Source organism: Deinococcus aquatilis DSM 23025 (assembly GCF_000378445.1).
GTDB classification, from domain to species: domain Bacteria; phylum Deinococcota; class Deinococci; order Deinococcales; family Deinococcaceae; genus Deinococcus; species Deinococcus aquatilis.
Genome location: NZ_KB899724.1, coordinates 36,079 through 58,388, shown reverse-complemented (window position 1 = coordinate 58,388; position 22,310 = coordinate 36,079). Strand labels below are relative to the sequence as shown.

Below are 22,310 nucleotides of genomic sequence, written 5' to 3'. Positions count from 1 at the left end.
TTGCGGTACTCCGGAAAGTGGGCACAAAAGCAGCGAGACAGTTGGGTCAGCGTGACGGGAGACGCGCTCTGTTCTGACGGATTAAACGAGAGATTTCAACCCCTCAAAAAGTGTCGGGTACTGAGCACAACGCCACTGAAAGCGTTCTACTGTCGGTGCGAGTCTTTGCTTTGGGACTGATCCGGGCCGCGTCTTTACCTCACAAGATCCAGCTTCGTAGAGGATTTGCAGAGCTTTGCAAGCCGCATTGAAGGCCAAAATGTGTAGCCTTCAATCAAGATCTATTCTGCTCACTCAGTTTGTCTCAAGAGAAGCTGCGATCTGGATAAATATGCCAGATACTTTTCAGTAGCCAAAAGATAACAGTTTGATATTACCTTTGCCCTGATCTATAGCATCGCTGCCCGGATCAGTTGCCGAGCCTTCCGCTCGACACGTCCTAGCTCATTTGCTGAGAACGCCGTATCATTGACACATGATGCCCACGGTTCTGTCTACCCCCAGTGAGGCCTGCGAGGTGGCGTGCGTGCATCCGGAGGCGGTGGCCCAGGCTCAGGCCGCCATGCCTTCTGCCGACGCACTGATTCGCGCCAGCGCCCTGCTGAAAGCGGTGGCCGACCCGACCCGGCTGCGATTGCTGTCTGCTCTGGCAAGCGGTGAACTGTGCGTCTGTGACCTGAGCGTACTGGCTGGAACCAGCGAAAGCGCCGTCAGTCATCAGTTACGCCTGCTGCGTGACCTGTCGCTGGTGACCAACCGCAAGGAAGGCCGGGTGGTGTACTACCGCCTTGACGACGCGCATGTGACCCACCTGATTCGGGACGTGATCGACCACGCCGCACATACCCTGAAACCAGAACAGGCTCCAGGCTCCAGCCCTGTTTGATTTTTCCTATAATCCAAGCCAGATGCAAAAGCAGTTTCATCCCTGCTCCGCTTGACGAAAATTCTTTTCAGGCGCTACGCTCGGTTCATTAACACGTCACGTCTTCTACAATTTTGGTCAGAGCTATGACCACCGTTCGGTTGCCCAGCAGCGCCCTTGACCGGATTCGCCTGCACGGTCAGGCCCTGTCACCCAGCTTGAGGCGTGTGGCCGAATTTGTGGTGCAGCACGCTGAAACGGTGGTGCATCAGACCATTACGGAATTGGCGAGCAGCGTGGGCGTAGGGGAAGCCACCATCACACGGTTGTGCCACAAGCTGGAATTTGCCGGATTTCACGCCTTCAAGATCGCGCTGGCCTCCGATGTGGCCGGACGGGGCCACGCACACGCCAGCACCGGGCGGGCTACCGGTGAGGATGCTCCAAGTTTCGCCACCCGCCTGGTGCGCCAGACGACCCGAACACTGGAGGACACGGCCCGACTGTCCGACCCTGTCCTGCTGGACACAGTGGCCCGCCAGATGGCCCGCGCTCCACGCATAGAACTGACCGGGCAGGGCAACAGCGGTCTGGTGGCCCAATATTTCGTCCATCGTCTGATGAGAATTGGCCTGAGCGCCGCCACCTATACCGATCCTCATCTGGCGGCCGTCAGTATCAGCACCCTGCCGCGTGGGGGCGTGGTACTGGCCCTCAGCAGCAGCGGAGGCACCATAGACACCGTGCAGCACCTGAAACTGGCACAGGCGCACGGGCACTACACAGTGGCGATCACGCACCACGCCAGCAGCCCCGTAACGCGATACGCCAGCGCCGTACTGTTTACGGCGGCGCAGGAAGACCCACTGACCGACAAGGTGCTGGACACCCTGACCAGCCAGACGCTGCTGCTGGAATTGCTGTACACCCAGTTGCTCACCCACCGGCCCGAGAGCCACGCCATGTTGCGCGTGACCGCAGAAAGCGTGGTGGACAAGAAGTATTAGCCTGCCCAGTCATTCCAGCGAATAATCGAACAGCACCACATCTTCTCCCTCACGCACCCCCCCAGTGGCGGCATACAGCGCGACGGCTGCGGGCGTGGAGTTGTGGGTCAGGACAAACATCAGGTGGCTGTTGCGTGTGCGGCCCAGAGTTTTGAGGGCGTCTATCAATGCCCTCGCAACTCCACGTCTCTGGAAAGCTTCATCCGTTCCGATTTCGTACAGAAACAGCTCGCGGGAAAGACCATCCGTTCGCCGCAGTTCGTGGGCAAGGGCAAATCCAGCGGGCCGACCATCCACGAAAGCCATCAACAAATGGTCGGAGGGAGAGGCCAACAGATCGGCCACGGCCTCCGGCACAGGCGGATCGTCGAACAGGTGGGCAGCAGCCAAGACAGTGGCCTCATCGCCTGTAGTCAGGCGGCGCACGGTGAGAGTCATGGAGCAGTGTAAAACCTGTGCTCAGCACATTCCATGCGCTCATTGGCGGAGGCTGCCGCCCCATCTGGCGTGCCGAGAACGAAATTGCGGATATTCACAGTAAGCCTTCAAAGTTATGACGGCAGAGACTCCAACTCGGTTTTCCTGCCTGGCAACGACGAAGCAGGCAACTTCATTCAGCAGGCTACGGCAGGAACCAATGAATGATGAGGCCAGAGACTGGTTTTTCCCATCAGCGACCTGTGATCGGCAGCGTGCCGACGCCCACACTGCATCCATGACTGAGTCTCAAGGCCACACAGAATCCCGGCCTACCTTGCCCCTGCTGTTCATCATGGGCGCAACTGGCAACATGGGCGGCGAACTTGCCCGGCAATTGCTGGTCGCGGGAGCAAACGTACGGGTAGGCGTGCGTTCACCGGAGCGGGTGAAAGAATCGGGCGCATTCACAGGAGCTGAGATCGCCCATTTCGACGCCTCGGACGCCTCCACGTTTGGGGCGCTGGACGGCGTGCAGCGTATGTTCCTACTCTGGCCCCCCGGCACCGATGTCAAGCGCGACGTGCTGCCCGTGATTGCGGCAGCCAGGGAACGCGGCATTGAGCAGATCGTCTTTCTGTCTATTCTGGGCGCAGAACGCATCCGGATCGTGCCGCACCGCCGGGTCGAACAGGCGCTGGAAGCCTCGGGCATGGATTGGGTGTTTCTGCGGGCCAGCTACTTTATGCAGAACCTGAGCGGCGTCCACCGGGACGATATCCGGGTACGGCGCGAGATTTTCCTGCCTGCCGGACAGGGCCGCACCAGCTTCGTGGATGTGCGCGACGTCGCGGCGGTGGGAGCCAAAGCCTTGATGGAAGGCCACCGTGACCGCGCCTACAACCTCACGGGGAGCGCGGCGCTGACCTATACAGAGGCCGCAGATATTTTCGGTGTGACCCTCGGCAGACGCGTCCGCTACGTCAGTCCGTCGCCCATCCATTTTGTACGCGTCGTACACCAGCGGGGCACACCCTGGGCACTCACGCTATTAATGCTGGCCGAATACACGGTTGCCAGATTGGGGCTGGCTGGAGAAGTGACCACAACTGTGGCCGAGTTGCTGGGACGCCCTCCGATCAGCCTGCGCCGATTTGCTGAAGATTTCCGGGAGGTCTGGTTGTAATCTCAATATTCAGAAGGGACCAGAAAGCCCAACAGACCGCGGCTAAAAATTCCAAGCATTAGACACTTTTTGTCTGGTATGCAGGGCCAGATGCCGTATCATCCGAGCAATACCCAGCCACGAAAAGTTGCTCGTCACGTGACGAGCAACTTTTGCTCTACCAAGATTATCCCGAAAAAGTTCAGGGCAGGCGTGAAAGCAGCGCCTGGAAATCTCCGCTGAGGTTATACGCACCCGCCGCCGCCGGAAGAACCACCGATTCCAATTCGCCCAGAATGACCCGTTCTGATCCGGTCACCAATGTCATCTCTCCGGCCATGATTGTGATGGCGTGAAAGCTCTGACCACGCGTGTCGCCTTCCATTGCTGGGCCACTCAGCCGCTCCAGTACGAAGTAGGGACAGGTCGTCAGGAGTTGCTTCTGACCCTCCCCTACGGGCGGTGAAGCCTCGGGGCGGGCGCGGTTGGTGGTGGTCACTGCCGCACTTTTCTCCAGATGCAGGGCGCGGCCTGCGCTGGCCGGACGACCCCAATCGTAGACGCGGTAGGTGGTATCGCTGGTCTGCTGAACCTCGTACAGCAGCAGCCCCGGCCCCAGCGCGTGCAGCGTTCCGGCGGGCATCATCACCGTGTCGCCCGCCTGCACGGGCCAGCGTTCGGCATAGTCCATCACCTCGCCGCGCAGGATGGCCTCTTTTAACTCTTCGGGCGAGGTGCCTTCCCGAATTCCGGCGATCAATTCCGCGCCTTCGTCGGCCTCCAGAATGTGCCATGCCTCTGTCTTGCCGAGTTCACCCGCGCCTTCCAATTCCGCTGCCTGCTCATCATTGGGATGCACCTGCACACTCAGCCAGTCGGCGCAGTCCAGCAGCTTGATCAAGAGTGGAAAGCGCGTGCCGGTGGCATGTGTACCCAGAATCTGCGCGGGAAAGCGGGCCGCCAAATCGCCCAAGGTCTGACCGGCATAAGGGCCGTTCTGAATCCGGTTTCCTTCAAACACCGTCCACGCCTCACCAATAGGCGCTTCGGGTGCATCGGCGGCCAACGGTTGAAGACGGGAACCGCCCCACACGCGCTCAGTCAGCCGGGTGTCCAACAGCAAAGGCGAGGTGGGGGCCGGATCAGAGGCAGTCACGTCTTCTATCCTAATCACCCCATCTCACCCCCGTCTTAAACATCCAGTTCCGGCTCTTCATCTTCCGGCGGTGGGCCAGCATCCAACCCCTCCACACCCGTAAAACGTTTGGTCAGCCAGCGGTCAAAGCGCTTGAGGTTTTCGGCCTGGCGGTCATAGGCGGCGTTCAGGTCGCGCAGGCGGGCATGAACGACCCGCAAACGCTCATCGGAAAGGGGGATGTCGGCCCGCGTCCAGTCGTGGCGGTACAGGCCCTCGACGGTGTGGGTGGCGCGGCGCAGCCTGACCATATCGGCCACCTCGTCCAGCGGCACGCCCAACGCCCGCAAATCCAGAATATCGCGCAGCAGACGCATGGCGTAGGGGCCGTAGAGTGCCCGCCCCGACGCCGTGACCTGATCGGGGGCCAGCAGGCCCACCTCGGCGTAATGCATGACCGTGCGGCGCGTGACTCCGGCAGCGCGGGCCAGCTCGGCAGTGGTAAAAAAGGGCACAGGGACGGGTTCGGTCAAGGCGTAACCACGACTTTGCCCACGACCTCGCGGTTCAGCAGGGCGCGGAGGGCTTCCGGCGTGCGTTCCAGGGGATAACGGGCGCTGACCAGAGGGCGCAAAGTGCCGTCCATCACCCAGCCTGCCAACCGCGCCAGATTCGCGGCGTTGCTACGCGGGTTGCGGCGGGCAAATTCTCCCCAGAACACGCCCACCACCGACGCCCCCTTCAGGAGGGGCAGATTCAGCGGCAGCTTGGGCACGCCGCCCGCCGCGAACCCCACCACCAGAAAGCGCCCGCCCCAGCCGATAGACCGGAACGCCGTTTCGGTGTAGTCGCCGCCCACCGGGTCAAAAATGACATCAGGGCCTTTGCCGTCTGTGAGGGCCTTCAGTTCGTCGCGCAGGTTGCCGGAGGTGTAGTTGATGCCCGCGTCGGCCCCGTGCTCCAGACACAAGGCAACTTTTTCGTCGGTGCCTGCCGCCGCGATCACCCGTGCGCCCATCGCCTTGCCAATCGCCACCGCCGCGAGGCCCACACCACCCGCCGCGCCCAGCACCAGCAGGGTTTCTCCGGCCTTCAGCGCGGCCCGGTCAGACAGGGCGTGCATGGACGTGCCGTAGGCCAGCGGCAGGCAGGCGGCCACATCGAATTCCATGCCGTCTGGAAGCGGCATCACGGCGGTTGCAGGGGCGATCAGGTGCGAGGCAAAGGCCCCGGTGCCCGTAAACGCCGCCACCCGCTGCCCCACTGCCAGATGGGTCACGCCCTCCCCCACTGCCTCAATGACGCCCGCAGCCTCAGCCCCCGGCACAAAGGGCAGCGGCGGGCGCACCTGATACAGCCCCTGCACCATCAGTGCATCGGGATAGTTGACGCCCGCAGCCCGCACCGCAATCAGGACTTCTCCGGGGGCGGGGGTGGGCATGGGCTGGGCCTGCACGGTCAGGGTTTCGGGTTCATCGAACGCCTGGCAAAGCACGGCTTGGTAAGTATTGGCTCCATTGGTGTTGGCTTCATCGGTATGGGGAGTAGTCATGGCAAAACCTCCGGGGAATGATGAGAAAGGTGGGTGCAGTTGGCCCTCAATTTAGCGTAAAGGTGTCCGTGTACGTTGAAAATTGACGTGCGCGTACATTCCTGACATGCTACCGCTGAACCCGCACGATCAACTCAACTTCCATTCTTCTCCGAGGTGAAATGCAATGGCCCCCTTTCTGAGCAAACGCGACCTGAATTTTCAGTTGTTTGAAGTCCTGAGCAGCGCCGATCTACCCTCCCGCGCCCGGTTCGCGGGTCAGTCTCGCGCCGACTACGAAGACATTCTGGGGCTGGCCTACACGGTGGCCGAACGCCACTTTTTGCCCCATGCCCGCGAGGCCGATCTGAATGAACCGCATGTGGAAGGCGGCAAAGTGCGGCTGGTGCCCGCAGCGCAGCAGGCCGTGAACGCCTTCCGGGAGGCCGGGTTCCTGAGCGCCCACCACGACGAAGAATTGGGCGGCCTGCAACTGCCGTGGGTCATCATGCAGGCGGTGATGGCGCACTTTCAGGCGGCCAATATTTCTACGAGCGGCTACCCCTTCCTGACCATCGGCAACGCCAACCTTCAGCGCGAATTTGCCAGCGCCGAGCAGCAGCAAAAGTACATGCTGCCTATGCTGGAAGGCCGCTGGTTCGGCACGATGGCCCTCTCTGAACCGCAGGCGGGGTCAGGACTGGCCGATATCACCACCTCTGCCACACCGCTGGACGACGGCACTTATTCGGTTCGGGGCAGCAAGATGTGGATTTCGGGCGGCGAACACGAGCTGTCGGAAAACATCGTTCATCTGGTGCTGGCCCGTGTGAAGGGCGCTCCGGCGGGCGTCAAGGGCATCAGCCTGTTTATTGTGCCGCGCTACCGCGTGAACCCGGACGGCAGCCCTGGCGAGTCCAACAACGTGGTGCTGGCGGGCCTGAATCACAAGATGGGCTACCGGGGCACCACCAACACGCTGCTGAATTTTGGCGAGGGCGGCGACAGCATCGGGGAACTCGTGGGCGAGGCGGGGCGCGGGCTGGCCTACATGTTCCACATGATGAACGAGGCCCGAATTGGCGTGGGCATGGGCGCGGTGATGCTGGGCTACGCCGGATACATGGCAAGTCTGGAGTACGCACGTGAGCGCAGGCAGGGCCGCCCCGCCACTGACCGGAATCCAGAAAGTCAACCTATCCCGATCATCGGACACGCCGACGTGAGACGCCTGCTGCTGCGGCAAAAAGCCTTTGTGGAGGGAGGACTGGCGCTGGGGCTGTATGCCTCCAGCCTCGTGGACGACCTAACTACCGGCCCCGAAGACCGCCGCACCGATACGGGCCTGCTGCTGGATCTGCTGACCCCCATCGTGAAGAGCTGGCCCAGCAAATACAGTCAGGAGGCCCTCAGCGACGCCATTCAGGTGCTGGGCGGCGCAGGCTATACCCGCGATTACCCCGTAGAGCAGCTCTACCGCGATAACCGCCTGAACCCCATCCACGAGGGCACCGAGGGCATTCAGGGCAACGACCTGCTGGGGCGCAAGCTGACGCAGGCGGGAGGGCGCGGGCTGGAAGTCCTGTTGGAGCAGATTCAGGCGGATCTGGCGGCCTCGGAAGGGCTGGAAGGCGTGGCGGAAATCCGCAGCGCACTGACCACCGCACTGGCGCAAAACGGCAAGGCCATTCAGACGATTCTGGGCAAGGCCGCTGAACTCGGCCCCGACCTGTTTCTGGCGAACGCCAACAGCGCTCTGGAGATGCTGGGCCACACGGTCATCGGCTGGATGTGGCTGAGACAGGCCAACGCCGCTGCCCGCGCTCTGGCCGGAGCCAAGGTCAGCGATGCCGATTTTTACCGAGGCAAACTGCACGCCGCCCGCTTTTTTGCCGTATACGAGCTGCCCAAAGTGAAGGCACACGCTGACCTGCTGGGAGCCGCAGACCGCACCACTTTCGATATGCAGGAGGACTGGTTCTGATGACCAATCATGCAGCTTTGAACGAGACGGCCCAGACTCACCCGCACATTCCCGCCCCCAAACGCGTGGACATCGGCGGGCATAGCCTTGCCTACGATGAAATCGCCCCCGAACATCCACGAGGCAACGTCCTGTTTCTGACCGGACTGGGCAGCAATCGCCTCGGCTGGCGCTTACAGCTTCCGGTATTCGGGCAGACGTACCGCGCCCTCAGCATCGACCACCGCGATACCGGCGACAGCGACCCGGTAGACGCCGACTATTCCACCGCAGATCAGGCGGATGACGCCGCCGCCTTCCTGCGGGCCGTGAACGCCGCGCCCGCGCATGTGGTGGGCATCAGCATGGGCGGTTTCGTGGGCCTGAATCTGGCCGTGCGTCACCCAGAATTGGTGCGGAGCCTGACACTGGTTTCGACATCGGCGGGGGGTGCGGGCCATGTCCATCCCGATTCAGCCGGAATGGAAGCCCTGCGGCCTGATTTTACCCTGACCCCCAGCGAACGCGCCCGAAGAACATACAGCCTGATCATGGCCCCCGATTTTGTGGCGGCGCAGCCCGAGACGCTGGACGCCATCGCCGCTGGAGCCTCCTACCGCCCCCTCACGCCCGAACGCTACGCCCGCCAGTTCCGCTCCACGCGCACCCATGACGTGACCGGGCAATTGGCTGGGTTGAAGGTGCCGACTTTGGTGGTGCACGGCGACGCCGACCCCCTGGTGCGCTACGAAAACGGGCAACATCTAGCCGCCCAGATTCCGGGCGCAGAATTCATCACCTATCAGGGCGTGGGCCACATTCCCACCCTGGAACGGGTAGGCGAGTTCAACCGTGATGTGCTGAGCTTCATTAGCAAGCACTGATTTTGCTGTGATAGACGGCGCTTTTACCTAAATCCGATTCTACTCGTCACGTGACGAGCAACTTTGATCACCCTCAGCACCTCCGAAAATATCCGCCGACGTTCAGAATTGACGTGCACGTAAATTTCTAGCTATGCTGCACAGGCAACTCAATCCAATAACCCTACCTCTGGAGGCGACATGGCCCTAAAAGAACTGCTGGATTTGACTGGAAAAACCGCCCTGATTACTGGCGGCTCACGTGGCCTCGGGTTGCAGATTGCCGAGGCGTTGGGCGAATACGGAGCGCGGGTGGTGCTGACGGCCCGCAAGCAAAATGAACTGGACGAAGCCAAAGCCCACCTGACTGGGCTGGGCATAGAAGCGCATGTATACGCCAACGATCTGGGGGCCTTCGACACCATCGACCCCGTGGTCGAGCGCATCGTGGCCGAGGTGGGGCCAATTCATATTCTGGTGAACAACGCCGGGGCAACGTGGGGCGCGTCCACAGTCGAGCATCCGCTGGACGCCTGGCTGAAGGTCATCAACGTGAACCTCAATGGCCTGTTTCTGATTACCCAGAGCGTGCTGAAGCGCTGCATGCTGCCGCAGGGCGCGGGCCGGATCATCAATATCGCCAGCGTAGCCGGGTTGCAGGGCAACGACCCCCGCATGACGCCCACCCTGGCCTACAACACCAGCAAGGGTGGCGTGGTCAACTTTACCCGCACGCTGGCTGCCGAACTCGCCCCAGACGGCATCACGGTCAATTCGATCTGCCCCGGCTACTTTCCAACCAAGATGACCAAGGGCACGCTGGCGTATGGCGAACAGGCGATTCTGGCCGCCACGCCCATGCACCGCCTCGGCACCGACGCCGATCTGAAGGGCCTCGCGCTGCTGCTGGCAAGCGACGCCAGCGCCTATATCACCGGGCAGAACATCGCTGTAGACGGCGGCATCACCAGCGTATGACCACCCTTAAGGCCGCCGAACTGCCCCAGCACATCGGGCAGGAAGTGGCGCTGTCGGAGTGGGTTGAAATCACGCAGGAGCGCATCAACGCTTTTGCCGACGCCACGGGCGACCATCAGTTTATTCATGTGGACGCTGAAAAAGCTGCTGCTGGCCCTTTCGGAACCACCATCGCGCACGGCTTTCTGACACTTTCTCTGCTGGCCGGAGAATTCATGAACCGGGGCGGCGCACCCGAGATTGGGGGCGTGCAAATGACCGTCAATTACGGCCTGAACCGCGTGCGTTTTATTGCGCCTGTACCTGTGGGCAGCCGCCTCCGCAACCGCGCCGTGCTGCAAGAGGCACAGCCGGGAGCCGGATACATCCAGATCACTGTACTGAACACCATTGAACTGGAAGGCTCGGAGAGGCCCGCTGCAACGGCGGAATCGGTGTTCCGGGTGTATTTATGACCACCCCCGACCCTTCCGGTATCCACTCAATTGCCGCACAGGAGCTGATGCAGCGTGGGGCGGAAGGCAGCGCGTTTACGCAGTGGATGGGCACCCGCCTGAGGCATTTTGAGGCAGGCCGGGTAGAGATCGAGATCGACCTGCGCTCCAACATGACCCAGCATCACGGGCAGGCACACGGGGCCATCATCGGGTATCTGGCCGATACGGTGAGCGCCTGGGCCGCTGCCAGCGTTGCCGGAGACGTGGTGACTGCCGAATACAAACTGAATTTTCTGGCCCCCGCACGCGGCGAGACGCTGTGGGCACGCGGTGAAGTGTTGCGTGCCGGAAAGCGTCAGGTGGTGGTGCGGGCCGACGTGTACGCCACCCAACACGGTACAGACACGCTGGTAGCGGCGGCTCTGGCGACCATCGCTTCAGTTGGACAACCCCTCAACACCGCTCCCGAAGACCGCGCACCACAGGAGAACCCATGACCGTATTCGACATCTCTCCGCGCACCACCGACCTTCGCTCACGCCTGACGCAGTTTATGGCCGAGCATGTGTATCCCAACGAGGCCGAATTTGAGCGGCAGGTCAACAAGGGCAACCGCTGGGAACACATCCAACTGATTGAAGACCTGAAGCCAAAAGCGCGGGCAGCGGGCCTGTGGAACCTGTTTTTGCCGCCCGCCAGCGATCCTCAGGGCGAATACGGCCCCGGCCTCAGCAATCTGGAATACGCGCCGCTGTGCGAGATCATGGGCCGGGTCTGGTGGGCACCCGAACTCTTCAACTGCAACGCGCCCGACACCGGAAATATGGAAGTGTTGGCCCGTTACGGCACGCCCGAGCAACAGGCGAAGTGGCTGCGGCCTCTGCTGAACGGCGAAATCCGCTCGGCCTTCTCCATGACCGAACCCGAGGTGGCTTCCAGCGACGCCACCAACATCCAGAGCAGCATCGTTAGAGACGGTGACGAATATGTGATCAACGGGCGCAAATGGTGGACGAGCGGCGCGGGCGATCCTCGCTGTCAGATCAGCATTTTTATGGGCAAGACGGCCCCGGACGCGGCCAAACACCTTCAGCAATCCATGATTCTGGTGCCGATGGATACCCCCGGAGTGACGGTGACGCGCATGCTGACCGTGTTCGGCTACGACGACGCCCCGCACGGACACGCCGAGATGACCTTCGAGAATGTGCGCGTGCCTGCCTCCAACCTGCTGCTGGGCGAGGGGCGCGGCTTTGAAATCGCGCAGGGACGGCTGGGGCCGGGGCGCATTCACCACTGCATGAGGCTGATCGGCCAAGCGGAACGGGCGCTGGAGTTCATGGTGGCGCGGGCGGGGGCGCGGGTGGCCTTCGGCAAACCGTTGGCCGCCCACCAGCACGTACGCGAACTGATCGCCCAGAGCCGCATGGAGATAGATCAGGCCCGCCTGCTGACCCTGAACGCCGCGCACATGATGGACACGGTGGGCAACAAGGAAGCGCGGGGGCAGATCGCGGCCATCAAGGTGGTTGCGCCCAACGTGGCTCTGCGCGTGATTGACCGGGCCATTCAGGTCTTCGGCGGCGCGGGCGTCAGTCAGGACACCCCGCTGGCCGCCATGTACGCGCAGGCCCGCACGCTGCGTCTGGCCGATGGCCCCGACATCGTGCATACCGAAACAGTCGCCAAAGAAGAATTGAAACGTCAGGGCGTGGACCTCCGCGCCGGGAGGAACTGAACATGGAATTTAAAGATAAAGTGATCGTGGTAACGGGCGCGGCCAGCGGTATCGGATTGGCGCTGACCCAGCGGTTTGTGCAGGAAGGCGCAACCGTGATCGCCTCTGACCTTAAGGCGGAAGCGGGCGCACAGAAGGCCGCCGAAGCCGGGGCACGCTTTGTACAAGCCGACGTGGGCCAGGAAGCCGACATCGTGCGCCTGATCGACGACGTGCTGGGCAAAGAGGGCCGAATCGACCTGTTCTGCTCCAATGCCGGAATTGGCATCGGCGCGGGGCCGGAAACGCTGGACAAGCACTGGGACCTGATCCACCGCGTGAACGTAATGAGCCACGTCTGGGCCGCCCGCAAACTGTTGCCGTACTATCTGGAACGGGGCGAGGGCTACTTTCTGAACACGGCGTCGGCGGCGGGCCTGCTGACCGAACTGCATTCTGCACCCTACGCCGTGACCAAGCATGCAGCGCTGGCTTTTGCCGAGTGGCTGGGCATCACCTACCGCAATCAGGGCATTTTCGTGTCGGCCCTGTGCCCGGAAGGGGTCTGGACACCCATGATCGAGAATGCGCCGATTTTGCAGCAAACAGCGATTACAACCGATGAATTGGTGGAAAAAACGCTGGCCGCCCTGCGCGAAAACCGCTTTTTGATCACCACCCATGAATCCACGTTGCCCGCCGCACAACTCCGCGCAGGCGACAACGAAAAATGGATGGGCAAGATGGTGCGCCTGCGTGAAAAAGCGATGGGACTGCTGGAAAACCACCACGCCCTAGCCAACGCGGAGGCGGCCAACAAAGCCGAGGCCGGGGCACCCCGCACCGAGGGCCACGCGTGAGCGATACGGCCCCCGTGAGAGCCGGAGAGGAACTGCCACTGGACGCCCTGAAAGAAGCCCTGCGCGGGCAGGTGGCAGGCGACGTGGACGCCCTGACCGTGCAGCAGTTTCCGGGCGGATTTTCCAACCTGACCTATCTGGTGCGGCTGGGCGGTCAGGACGGTGTTCAGCATGACTATGTCCTGCGCCGCGCTCCGCTGGGGCCAGTGCCCAAAGGGGCGCATGATATGGCCCGCGAATTCCGCCTGCTGGAGCGGGTGCATCCGGTGTTTCCGCAAGCGCCCAAACCTGCCCTGCTGATCGAAGACTCGGCGGTGCTGGGGTCGGCCTTTTATCTGATGGAACGCCGAAACGGGCTGATCGTGCGTGACCGCGTGCCGCCCGAACTGGCGAATATTCCAGATGCCCCGCAGAAGCTTTCCTACGCGCTGGCCGATACTTTGGCGGCCCTGCACGCGGTGGATATCGAGGCGGCGGGCCTCAGCGACATCGGGCGGGCCGCAGGATTCAACGGACGGCAGGTGGAAGGCTGGGCAGGACGCTGGCGCAGGGCCAGAACCGACGATTTGCCTCCAGTGAGCGAGCTGCGGGATGAACTGGTGATCGGCTGGCTGACCGCCCACACGCCGCCCGAAAGCGCCCATACCCTCGTTCACAACGACTTCAAGCTGGATAACCTGATGGTGGACCCCGCCGACCCCGCCCACGTCACAGCCTTGCTGGACTGGGAAATGACGACGGTGGGCGACCCGCTGGCCGATCTGGGCCTCACGTTGACCTACTGGACGATGCCTCAGCAGCCGGGAGGCCGCGAAAGTCGGGTCGGGGCCGCCGCCAGTGCCGAAGGCTTTTTGACCCGCGAAGCCTTCCTTGACCGCTACGCCGCACAGTCTGGGCGCGATGTCTCGGGCGTGCTGTGGTACGAAGTGTTGGGCCATTTCAAACTGGCGGTGATCGTGCAGCAGATTTACGCCCGTTACCGCGCCGGACAGACTAAAGATCCCCGGTTTGCCCCTCTGGGACAGCAGGCCGCGTGGCTGATGGGCGAGGCGTGGCGGCGCATCAACGCGACGGCGGGCGCAGCGTCTGGAGCTGAATTTGTGCCCGAAGTCGTGCCCGACAAGTGAACCCAGATGAGTGAACTGATCCTCGTTCGGCACGGGCAGGCCACCCCCTTCGAGGCCGACACCGACCAGCTTTCCCCGCTGGGAGCAGCGCAGGCGCAGGCTGTGGGCGTGCATCTGGCGGCGGCTGGACTACGCCCCACCGATGTGATCTGCGGCCCCTTGGTCCGCCAACGCGAAAGCGCACGGCTGGCACACGCGGCGGCTGGAGGAAGCTGGCCCCAGATCAGCACCGATCCTCGGCTAGCGGAATATGACGGCGACGGACTGATTCAGCATCTTGCACCCGTGCTGGCCGCACAGAATTCAGAATTTGCGGCCTTGCTGGACGCCTTCAACGCCCAACGCGAAACGCCTGAACGCAACCGCTATTTTCAGCACATGCTGGAGCCGCTGACCGACGCCTATCTGCGCGGAGAAGTGGAACATCCAGAGGTAGAAACCTGGGCCGATTTTCGGGGCCGGGTGCGGGTCTTCCTGCGTGATTTGCTGGGAGGGCCACCCAAGCGTACGGTGGTTCTGTTTACCAGTGGCGGAGTGATTGGCGTGACCGTGGCTGCTGTCTTGCAAGCGCCGGACGCTTCGGCCCTCGCCCTAAACTGGCGGGTTCGGAATGCCAGCCTGACGCGGCTGACCTACGGCGGTGGGCGGGCCAGTCTGGACAGCTTCAACGAGACGGCTCATCTGACTCCCGAATTGCAAAGTTGGCGGTAGCAGAGGTGCATTGCAGACGCTAAACTCTGTCCAGCACACCTATTTTTGATTTCGGTCAATCTGCTCGTCACGTGACGAGCAACTCAGATTCCACTCCTCAACTCCTGTGTTGGCCCCGGAGGTTTTGCCATGACCGCACCCGCTCCTCTGCCCACAACTGCACTGCCCGCTGACGGCATTTATCACCGCGCCTGCAACCTGTGTGAGGCCATCTGCGGCCTGACGTTGACCGTGCAGGAGGGCCGCGTGACCGACGTGCGCGGCGACCTCCTCGACCCGCTCAGCAAGGGGCATATCTGCCCCAAAGGGGTCGCCCTGCCCGACCTGCACGCCGACCCGGACCGCCTGAAACGCCCTCTGCGGCGCGACGGCGACACCTGGACAGAGATGGACTGGGAAGAAGCGCTGGACTATGTGGCGGGGCGCTTGAAGGCGGTGCGCGAACAGCACGGAGCCGACGCCGTGGCCGCTTTTCAGGGCAATCCCAGCGTACACAACAGCGGCACGTTGCTGTCTGCGGGCGCATTTCTGAAGGCACTGGACACCCGCAACCGTTTTACGGCCACCAGCATCGACCAGTTGCCGCACCACTTTGCCGCCGCCGAGATGTTCGGCCACCCGCTGCTGATGCCTGTACCCGACGTGGACCGCACCGATTTTTTCCTGATGCTGGGGGCCAATCCAGCGGCCAGCAACGGGAGCATCATGACCGCGCCGGGAATTCGGGAACGCCTGAAGGGGATTCGGGAACGCGGCGGGCAAGTCATCCTGATCGACCCACGCCGCACCGAAACCGCCGCCCACGCCACCGAATACCACCCGATTCGCCCCGGCAGCGACGCCTTTTTCCTGTTCGCCCTCCTGAATGTGATTCTGGGAGAACGGCTGGAACGGCTGGGCCATCTGACCGAATTCAGCGACGGGTTGGAGACGCTCAGGGCGGCGGCCAAGCCCTTCACGCCCGAACGGGTAGCCGAGCGCACTGGCATCGCCGCAGATACCACCCGCACGCTGGCCCGCGCTCTGGCCGCAGCACGGCGCGGCGCAGTGTACGGGCGCATCGGCCTCAGCGTTCAGGAATTTGGCGGCCTGTGTCAGTGGCTGGTCAACGTGCTGAACGCGGTCACGGGCCATCTGGACAGCGTGGGCGGCATGATGTTCACGAAGCCCGCCTTCGACCTGCTGATGCGGGCGCGGCGCGGCGAAACGCATCACGGGCGCTACGGTTCGCGGGTGCGCGGCCTGCCGGAATTTGATCATGAACTGCCCAATGTGGTGATGGCCGAGGAAATGACGACCCCCGGAGAAGGGCAGGTGCGGGCGCTCGTGACGGTGGCAGGCAATCCGGTCCTGTCTACGCCCGATGGCGCGGCGCTGGACGCAGCCCTGACTGGGCTGGACTTCATGGTCAGCATCGACCCGTATCTGAACGAGACGACCCGGCACGCCCACGTGATCCTGCCCCCGGCGTTTGGGCTGGAAGTGCCGCACTACGACGTGATTTTTCATCATCTGGCCGTGCAGAATACGGCGCGGTATTCGGAACCCGTGTTCCCGATTGGGCCGGATCAGCGCTTCGATTACCAGATTTTTGGCGGCCTGACCGAACGCCTGACCGGGAAAGCGGGCAGCCCGCCCGAAGCACGGCTGGACCTGGGGTTACGGCATGGCCCCTACAAGACCAATCTGGAGGCCCTAAAAGCCGCCCCACACGGCCTAGATTACGGCCCGCTGCAACGCTGCCTCCCCGAACGCCTGCTGACCGTCAGTGGCCGAGTTCAGTTGGCCCCCGCGCCGATGCTGGCCGACGTACCGAGGCTGGAAGCTGTTCTGGACGCACCCGTACCCGAATTGATCTTGATCGGGCGGCGGCAACTGCGTTCCAACAATTCCTGGATGCACAACACGCCCCGGCTGATGCGCGGCCCCAACCGCTGCACGCTACTGCTGAGCCGGGCCGATGCTGCCAAACGTGGATTGGTTGACGGCCAACAGGTCGAAGTCCGTTCGCGGGTGGGCAGTGTCACCGTGCCGCTAGAACTCAGCGACGATCTGATGCCCGGTGTGGCCTGCATGCCACACGGTTTCGGACATGGTCGCCCCGGTATTCGGCAGGGAGTAGCCGCCGCCCACGCCGGGGCAAGCCTGAATGACCTGACAGACCGCAGCCGCATTGACCCACTGACTGGAAATGCGGCAGTCAACGGCACACCCATAGAGATCTTTGCCGTCACTGAAACCGGAGTGGGGGAGAGCGCGGCAGACTGAGCGGCTGCGTCCATCCTCTTAGAAAAACGAGCAGCAGACCGCCCCCAATCAGGAAACGGTCTGCTGCTTATTTTGATTCCTTCAAGTTCAGTTCTGCGCTGCCTGCATGGCGGCCCGCGCCGCTTCTTGCAGAGGCCGCCACGACACTTTGCCCGTGGGGCCACGCGGCAGGCTGTCTACAAACTGGTAATCACGCGGCACCTTATAGGTAGCCATCTGGGTACGGCCCCAGGCCTCGATTTCTGCGCCTGTCGCGGTCTGACCCGGCTTCAGCACGATTAGGGCGCGGGCATGTTCTCCCGTGCGCTCGTCGGGCACCGAAATCACGCAGGCTTCCTGTACGGCGGGGTGGGCGTGCAGGGCATTTTCCACCTCTGCGGGCCACACCTTCATACCCGATACGTTGACCATGCGCTTCAGGCGGTCGGTGAAGAAGAAGTACCCTTCCTCGTCCATGTATCCGAGGTCGCCACTGCGGAAAAACCGCTGGCCGTCTATCTCAGTAAACGCCTCGGCGGTGGCGTCAGGACGGTTCCAGTAGCCCTGCATCACCTGTGCGCCGCGCATCACGATCTCGCCCACGCTGCCTACCGGAAGTTCTGCACCCGTATCGAGGTCGATTACGCGGGCATCCACGCCGAACAGAGGCACCCCAAGGCACTGCAATTTGGGTCTGGTTTTGGGGTTGCTATGGCTCTGAGCCATCGTCTCGGAAAGGCCGTAGCCTTCCAGAAAATTGATGCCCGTGAGATCGAGGAGCCGCTGGCCGATGGCTGCGGGCAGGCTCGCGCCGCCGCCGGTCATATTGCGAATACTTTTCAGATCGGCAGGATCGAAGTTGGGCGAGGCCATCATGTCGATCACCATCGTGGCGGTGTTGGTCCAGAGGGTCACACCACGTTCTCTGATCAGGGTGCGGGCAGCGTCACGGTCCCAACGGGCCATGGCGACCACTGTTGCTCCGCCGTTTATTGGAGCAAGCAGACTGTTGATAAAGCCCGTGACATGAAAGAACGGCAGCGACGCCAGAAAAACGTCTTCTACGTTGCCATCAATCCACACGCCCGCACCAAAAATGTTGGCCTGCACGCTGCCATGCGTGTGCATGCAACCTTTGGGCAGACCCGTGGTGCCGCTGGTATAGGGCATGACGCAGAGGTCGTCGGGGCCAACTTCGGCGGCGGGGGCAGGAGCGGCCTGCAACGCCGTTTCCAGAGAGACGTCACCCTCCTGCAACTCAGGATTCACGTCCAGGCCATCGGGCAGAGGTACACCTGCCCGGTCTGACTGCGTGCCCTGCATGATGTTGGCACACACGGCATGGGCCAGCCCACCCTGCTTGGCCTTCTCGTAGAGTTCTGCACCCACCACGCCTACCCGGATGCCCGCATCCTGCAAAAAGAAACCAAATTCACGTGCCTGAAGCATCGGCGCAAGCGGAACCACCACCGCTCCCAGGTGCCAGGCGGCATGCGCGGCGATGGCCCAGGCGGGGCTGTTCTGCATCCAGATGGCGATCCGGTCGCCTTTCTGCACACCCTGCGCGGCCAGATGTCCAGCCAACCTCTGGGCCGACTCGTTCAGTTCGCGGTAGGGCACTTCACGCCCATAAAACCACATGGCCGTTTTTTGTGGATAGCGCCCGGCAGAGGTGAGCAAATTGTGCATTACCCCCACCTGCGGCAGTGTCAGGCTGCGGGGCTTATGAGGCGGCCAGTAGCGGGTCGGATTGGCAGGGGTGGAATTCGGTTGGGCATCTTGGGTCATAGAACAACCTCCGGAGAAGTGGAGAGAAGAAAGCAGAAACGGAACCTCTGATGCAGGCTCTTGGCGCTGGATTGTGCGTTCTGTGCATTCTAGCGCGGCCTACTGCTTTTGTCGTGCCCACCGCCTCTGTGCGTGCAGTTCAGAAAGAGTTATTCAATGGGTGCCTTATTCAGTCAGATGCGACCGTCACAGTGTCAGATGAACAGAGTTGCTCGTCACGTGACGAGCAACTCTGGAAAATGGTCTGGACTGCGTATAGGACAAGCAATCTCAAATACCTAACGAACAAATTTGATCAGCGTCATCGTAAATTTGTTGTCGGGCATCGTGGTCTTGACCGTGCCCACACCTCTGGCATACCAAGAGGTACTTTTGCTGGGGCTGTTTATGGCTCCCGCAAGAGCTGCCGCGTCCATGCCCGGAGGCAATTTGGTTCCGCTGGGAAGCTGCATCTTGCTCGCCGTCGTGCTCTCGACGCGCAGAGTATTGAAGGTGCCCGCAGGTGTCGTAACGCGCTCGCTGGCGGTAATTCGGCTCTGGGTGGTGGTGGTGATGGTCATGCCTGCCATTCCCGAAATCTTGCCCGTAGAAGTCCAGTTATAGCCCACTTTCCATGCACTGGACGGCGGCAAAAAGCCAATGTCGAAACTGGCTTTCGCCTCACCTGTAGGCAGATTGACCGTCATTCCTTTGGCCGTGCAGTTCCAGACAACGGTGGTGCTCTTTCCGTTGCTGGTGGAGGTCACTTGAACGCTGCTACCTTTGACGACAGCCTTGTTTACCACCGTAGACTTCCCCGCCGGACTGACCATCTGATAGGTGGCCGTTCCGCTGGCAAGATAAGACTGTGTGTCGCAGGCGACGGCCCCCGCCAATCCAGACCAACTCAACATCCCCAACCAGAGCGCGGAGCTTCGGACGCGGGCCAATCCAGCAGCAGGCAACAGGGTCATACCCCAGCTTAAATGACCCGTGCGTGATTTGGGAAATGCAGAGCCACCAGCACAGATCGCCGGGCCTACTTTAGCCCTGCGGCGTTGCCAGCGTTCTGCCCACGCCGAGGCCGTGGCGGTAAACCAGTTGCCCGCCCAGAAAGCCCCCGCCCAAGGCCAGCGCCAAGGCCGTGCCCGACAGCACTTTGCCCAAGCCTCTGCGCCCTCTGCGGCGGGCCAGCAACGACGCGCCGTTCAGAAAGAAGGCGGTTTCGTTGAGTGCCCCGTGAATGAAGCCCGTGCGTTTTGCCTCGCCGCGAGTGTTGGCCCAATCTGTCCAGCCTGAGGCGATGGCTCCCACAGCTCCGACAGTGCCCAGAAGCAGGGCCAGATCAGCGGCGTGTTCGGTATCGGCGCTCTTGTGGCCCGGATAGAAATCCAGGATGCCCGCAACCAGCCAGCCACCCAACGGCAAATGAACCAGAATCGGATGCAGAGGATGGCCCAGCGGTTGACCGTGCAAAGCGGCAACCAGCGCGGGCGGCAACGCCCCCTCCACCCTCTGAAGCTGACGCTGGAATTCGTCGGCCACAGCTTCAAGGGTGTCGTGCTGACTCAGGGCGTCTTCCAAGAGGTCATTGATCTGAGAATCGCGGTGTCGGAAGTCATGCTGGGCAAAGGGTTGAGCCGTCATAACGCCTCCTGTGGAATGAACCGACCTCACCCTACGCGCCTGCACTTTGCCCCCGCATGAGCCGGACTTGCACTGGACTTCATCCCTGAAGCGCAGGCGTCGGCCTACTCCCGCGTAATCACGTACACATCCACATTCTTGGTCTCTCGCAATACGGTTTTGATGAGGTCGCCGCGAAGGAATTCGGCCCAGCGGCTGCGGCTGGTTTCGCCCATGACGATCTGTGTGGCGTGCACCGATTCCAGGTAGCGGATCAGGGTTTGGGCCACGTTGCCCGCAGGGGAGAGCACCTCGAATTGGCCCCCCAGCGCGTGTGTGATGGCCCGGAAGGTGTCCAGCAATTGCGATTGCGAGCGGCTGAGGCGGGCAGGACGAACCGTGACCACATGCAGATCGGCGTGCAGGCGGGCCGCCAACTGCCCACCCCGGCGAATCAGGCGGGCGGCAGTTTCTTCGGCGGCCACCGCCACCACCACGATTTCCTGCACGCCCGGTTGCCCCTCCGGAGCGCCGAGTTCTACGACGTTCGCCACCTGCCGCAGCGCGATTTCACGCAGGGCGGTCAGGTTCGGCCCTGTAAAAAAATTGCCCAGCGCCTGCTCAACTTTTTCTGGGCCGTACACCTTTCCGGCCCTCAGGCGGGCACGCAGATCATCGGGCGTCAGGTCGATCAGCACGAGTTCGTCAGCTTCACTGAGCACATGATCAGGCACCCGTTCGCGCACCCGCACCCCCGTCAGGCGGGCGACCGTGTCGTTCAGGCTTTCCAGATGCTGCACATTCATGGTCGAGAGCACATGAATTCCGGCGTCCAGCAGTGTATTGACGTCCTGCCAGCGCTTGTCGTGGGGGCTGCCGGGGGCGTTGGTGTGGGCCAGTTCGTCGATCAGCACCACGAAGGGACGGCGAACCAACAGGCCGTCCACATCCAGTTCGGTCAGGATCACAGAGCCGCGCACCACTTCACGGCGCAGAAAAACAGGCAGCCCCTCTGCCGCCGCGATGGTTCCGGCCCGTCCGTGGGTTTCCAGTACCCCGATCAGGGCGTCTTCACCGCGTTCCAGCCGTTCGCGCAGTTCACTCAGGGCGCGGTAGGTTTTGCCCACGCCCGCCGCCATGCCCACAAAAATCTTGTGAATCCCGCGCCTCGGGGCCAAGGCTTCGGCACGGCGCAGGGTCAGGCGTTCGGGCGTGTGCTCCTGCGTCATCCGGCCCCTATTGTCCAGCGTCCAGCGCCAAATTCAGCCGCAGCACATTCACACCGGGTTGCCCCAGACCCAGCACGCCCGCCTGGGTGTTGGCCGCGATCAATTCGCGCACCCGTTCTTCAGGGAGGCCGCGCACCCGCGCTATCCGGGCCACCTGCACCGCCGCCCCAGCGGGCGAGATATGAGGGTCGAGGCCGCCCCCGCTGGCCGTGACCAGATCGGCGGGAATCCGGCTGGCGGGCACGCCTTCCCGCGCCGCGATTTCGGCAGAAGTGGCCGCCACACGCTCCCGCAGGGCCGGATTGCTGGGGGCCAGATTGCTGCCCGAGGCGTTGACGGGATCGTAGCCCGCACCCGCCGCACTCGGACGGCCAATGAAGTACCTGTCACCTGTAAAAGTCTGCCCGATGAGTGCCGAGCCGACGACCTGGCCGCCCCGCGTGATCAGGCTGCCATTGGCCTGCGCCGGAAACAGCGCACCCGCTGTCAGGGTCGTGACCACCGGATAGGCCAGCCCGCATGCCACCAGCCAGAACAGGGAAAAACGTAGCCAGGAGCCGGGGCCGGGTTGGGGAAGGGAAGGAGTTTCGGCGGATTGGGTTTGATCAGAAGTCGTCATGAGGTCAGTCCTTGGAGTTCGTGCAACAAAGAGTTTGGGGGAGAGC

The 22,310-nt window shown here is 62.5% G+C and carries 22 protein-coding genes; 13 read left to right on the top strand and 9 right to left on the bottom strand.

All coding sequences use genetic code 11. From position 1 onward, the window contains the following. Window positions 1-475: 475 nt before the first annotated feature. Together F561_RS0115790 and F561_RS0115785 are read left to right on the top strand one after the other, a co-directional pair. Window positions 476-886, top strand: coding sequence for an ArsR/SmtB family transcription factor (locus tag F561_RS0115790; protein ID WP_019010934.1), 411 nt, complete (start codon window positions 476-478; stop codon window positions 884-886). A 125-nt stretch (window positions 887-1,011) separates the two neighbouring features. Then, window positions 1,012-1,872: a MurR/RpiR family transcriptional regulator gene (locus tag F561_RS0115785; protein WP_019010933.1), complete on the top strand. Its 861-nt coding sequence runs from the start codon at window positions 1,012-1,014 to the stop codon at window positions 1,870-1,872. A 9-nt stretch (window positions 1,873-1,881) separates the two neighbouring features. Here F561_RS0115785 and F561_RS0115780 read toward each other — a convergent pair whose 3' ends face one another. After that, window positions 1,882-2,310, bottom strand: coding sequence for a GNAT family N-acetyltransferase (locus F561_RS0115780; protein WP_019010932.1), 429 nt, complete (start codon window positions 2,308-2,310; stop codon window positions 1,882-1,884). 277 nt (window positions 2,311-2,587) lie between these two features. On the opposite strand from F561_RS0115780, the gene F561_RS0115775 reads away from it, so the two are divergent. Continuing rightward, window positions 2,588-3,475, top strand: a complete 888-nt coding sequence (locus F561_RS0115775) for an SDR family oxidoreductase (RefSeq protein ID WP_169389526.1) — start codon at window positions 2,588-2,590, stop codon at window positions 3,473-3,475. A gap of 181 nt (window positions 3,476-3,656) precedes the next feature. Here F561_RS0115775 and F561_RS0115770 read toward each other — a convergent pair whose 3' ends face one another. The 3 genes from F561_RS0115770 to F561_RS0115760 are packed head-to-tail and all read right to left on the bottom strand — an operon-like array spanning window position 3,657 to window position 6,141. Next, window positions 3,657-4,610, bottom strand: a complete 954-nt coding sequence (locus tag F561_RS0115770) for a type I phosphomannose isomerase catalytic subunit (RefSeq protein WP_019010930.1) — start codon at window positions 4,608-4,610, stop codon at window positions 3,657-3,659. 35 nt (window positions 4,611-4,645) lie between these two features. Continuing rightward, window positions 4,646-5,122: a MerR family transcriptional regulator gene (locus tag F561_RS0115765; protein ID WP_019010929.1), complete on the bottom strand. Its 477-nt coding sequence runs from the start codon at window positions 5,120-5,122 to the stop codon at window positions 4,646-4,648. Further along, window positions 5,119-6,141, bottom strand: coding sequence for an NADPH:quinone oxidoreductase family protein (locus F561_RS0115760; RefSeq protein WP_019010928.1), 1,023 nt, complete (start codon window positions 6,139-6,141; stop codon window positions 5,119-5,121). Before F561_RS0115760 ends, F561_RS0115765 begins: the two co-directional genes overlap by 4 nt. 166 nt (window positions 6,142-6,307) lie before the next feature. Between F561_RS0115760 and F561_RS0115755 the strand changes: the two genes are divergently transcribed. The 10 genes from F561_RS0115755 (at window position 6,308) to F561_RS0115710 (ending at window position 17,044) form a co-directional block, all read left to right on the top strand. Further along, window positions 6,308-8,104: an acyl-CoA dehydrogenase family protein gene (locus F561_RS0115755; RefSeq protein WP_019010927.1), complete on the top strand. Its 1,797-nt coding sequence runs from the start codon at window positions 6,308-6,310 to the stop codon at window positions 8,102-8,104. After that, on the top strand, window positions 8,104-8,967 hold the full coding sequence (locus F561_RS0115750) for an alpha/beta fold hydrolase (protein ID WP_019010926.1): 864 nt from the start codon (window positions 8,104-8,106) through the stop codon (window positions 8,965-8,967). The genes F561_RS0115755 and F561_RS0115750 overlap by 1 nt, the downstream gene beginning before the upstream one ends. A 180-nt stretch (window positions 8,968-9,147) precedes the next feature. Beyond that, a complete protein-coding gene (locus F561_RS0115745; protein WP_019010925.1) occupies window positions 9,148-9,924 on the top strand; it encodes an SDR family oxidoreductase in 777 nt (258 codons plus the stop codon). Continuing rightward, on the top strand, window positions 9,921-10,379 hold the full coding sequence (locus tag F561_RS0115740; protein WP_019010924.1) for a MaoC family dehydratase: 459 nt from the start codon (window positions 9,921-9,923) through the stop codon (window positions 10,377-10,379). The genes F561_RS0115745 and F561_RS0115740 overlap by 4 nt, the downstream gene beginning before the upstream one ends. Further along, entirely contained in the window at window positions 10,376-10,858 is a 483-nt protein-coding gene (locus tag F561_RS25660) for a PaaI family thioesterase (RefSeq protein ID WP_051096959.1), read from the top strand. Before F561_RS0115740 ends, F561_RS25660 begins: the two co-directional genes overlap by 4 nt. After that, window positions 10,855-12,099 carry an acyl-CoA dehydrogenase family protein gene (locus F561_RS0115730; RefSeq protein ID WP_019010922.1) on the top strand — a complete coding sequence of 415 codons (1,245 nt, stop codon included), beginning with the start codon at window positions 10,855-10,857 and terminating at the stop codon, window positions 12,097-12,099. The genes F561_RS25660 and F561_RS0115730 overlap by 4 nt, the downstream gene beginning before the upstream one ends. Window positions 12,100-12,101: 2 nt before the next feature. Further along, on the top strand, window positions 12,102-12,938 hold the full coding sequence (locus F561_RS0115725; protein WP_019010921.1) for an SDR family NAD(P)-dependent oxidoreductase: 837 nt from the start codon (window positions 12,102-12,104) through the stop codon (window positions 12,936-12,938). Then, window positions 12,935-14,065: a phosphotransferase family protein gene (locus F561_RS0115720; RefSeq protein ID WP_019010920.1), complete on the top strand. Its 1,131-nt coding sequence runs from the start codon at window positions 12,935-12,937 to the stop codon at window positions 14,063-14,065. Before F561_RS0115725 ends, F561_RS0115720 begins: the two co-directional genes overlap by 4 nt. Window positions 14,066-14,071: 6 nt before the next feature. Continuing rightward, a complete protein-coding gene (locus F561_RS0115715) occupies window positions 14,072-14,776 on the top strand; it encodes a histidine phosphatase family protein (protein WP_019010919.1) in 705 nt (234 codons plus the stop codon). A 129-nt stretch (window positions 14,777-14,905) separates the two neighbouring features. Further along, the gene (locus F561_RS0115710) at window positions 14,906-17,044 is read left to right on the top strand and encodes a molybdopterin-dependent oxidoreductase (protein ID WP_019010918.1); all 2,139 of its coding nucleotides are present in this window, start codon (window positions 14,906-14,908) and stop codon (window positions 17,042-17,044) included. An 87-nt stretch (window positions 17,045-17,131) separates the two neighbouring features. Here F561_RS0115710 and F561_RS0115705 read toward each other — a convergent pair whose 3' ends face one another. The 5 genes from F561_RS0115705 to kdpC form a co-directional block, all read right to left on the bottom strand. Further along, window positions 17,132-18,811, bottom strand: a complete 1,680-nt coding sequence (locus F561_RS0115705) for a long-chain-fatty-acid--CoA ligase (RefSeq protein WP_019010917.1) — start codon at window positions 18,809-18,811, stop codon at window positions 17,132-17,134. Between the two features lie 278 nt (window positions 18,812-19,089). Then, complete coding sequence (locus F561_RS0115700) at window positions 19,090-19,764, bottom strand: TapB family protein (protein WP_157451924.1); 675 nt, start codon at window positions 19,762-19,764, stop codon at window positions 19,090-19,092. A 70-nt stretch (window positions 19,765-19,834) separates the two neighbouring features. Further along, entirely contained in the window at window positions 19,835-20,437 is a 603-nt protein-coding gene (locus F561_RS0115695) for a DUF2231 domain-containing protein (RefSeq protein ID WP_019010915.1), read from the bottom strand. Between the two features lie 104 nt (window positions 20,438-20,541). Further along, window positions 20,542-21,645: a universal stress protein gene (locus F561_RS0115690; RefSeq protein WP_019010914.1), complete on the bottom strand. Its 1,104-nt coding sequence runs from the start codon at window positions 21,643-21,645 to the stop codon at window positions 20,542-20,544. 7 nt (window positions 21,646-21,652) lie between these two features. Then, window positions 21,653-22,264 carry a potassium-transporting ATPase subunit KdpC gene (gene kdpC / locus F561_RS0115685; protein ID WP_019010913.1) on the bottom strand — a complete coding sequence of 204 codons (612 nt, stop codon included), beginning with the start codon at window positions 22,262-22,264 and terminating at the stop codon, window positions 21,653-21,655. Window positions 22,265-22,310: the final 46 nt, after the last annotated feature.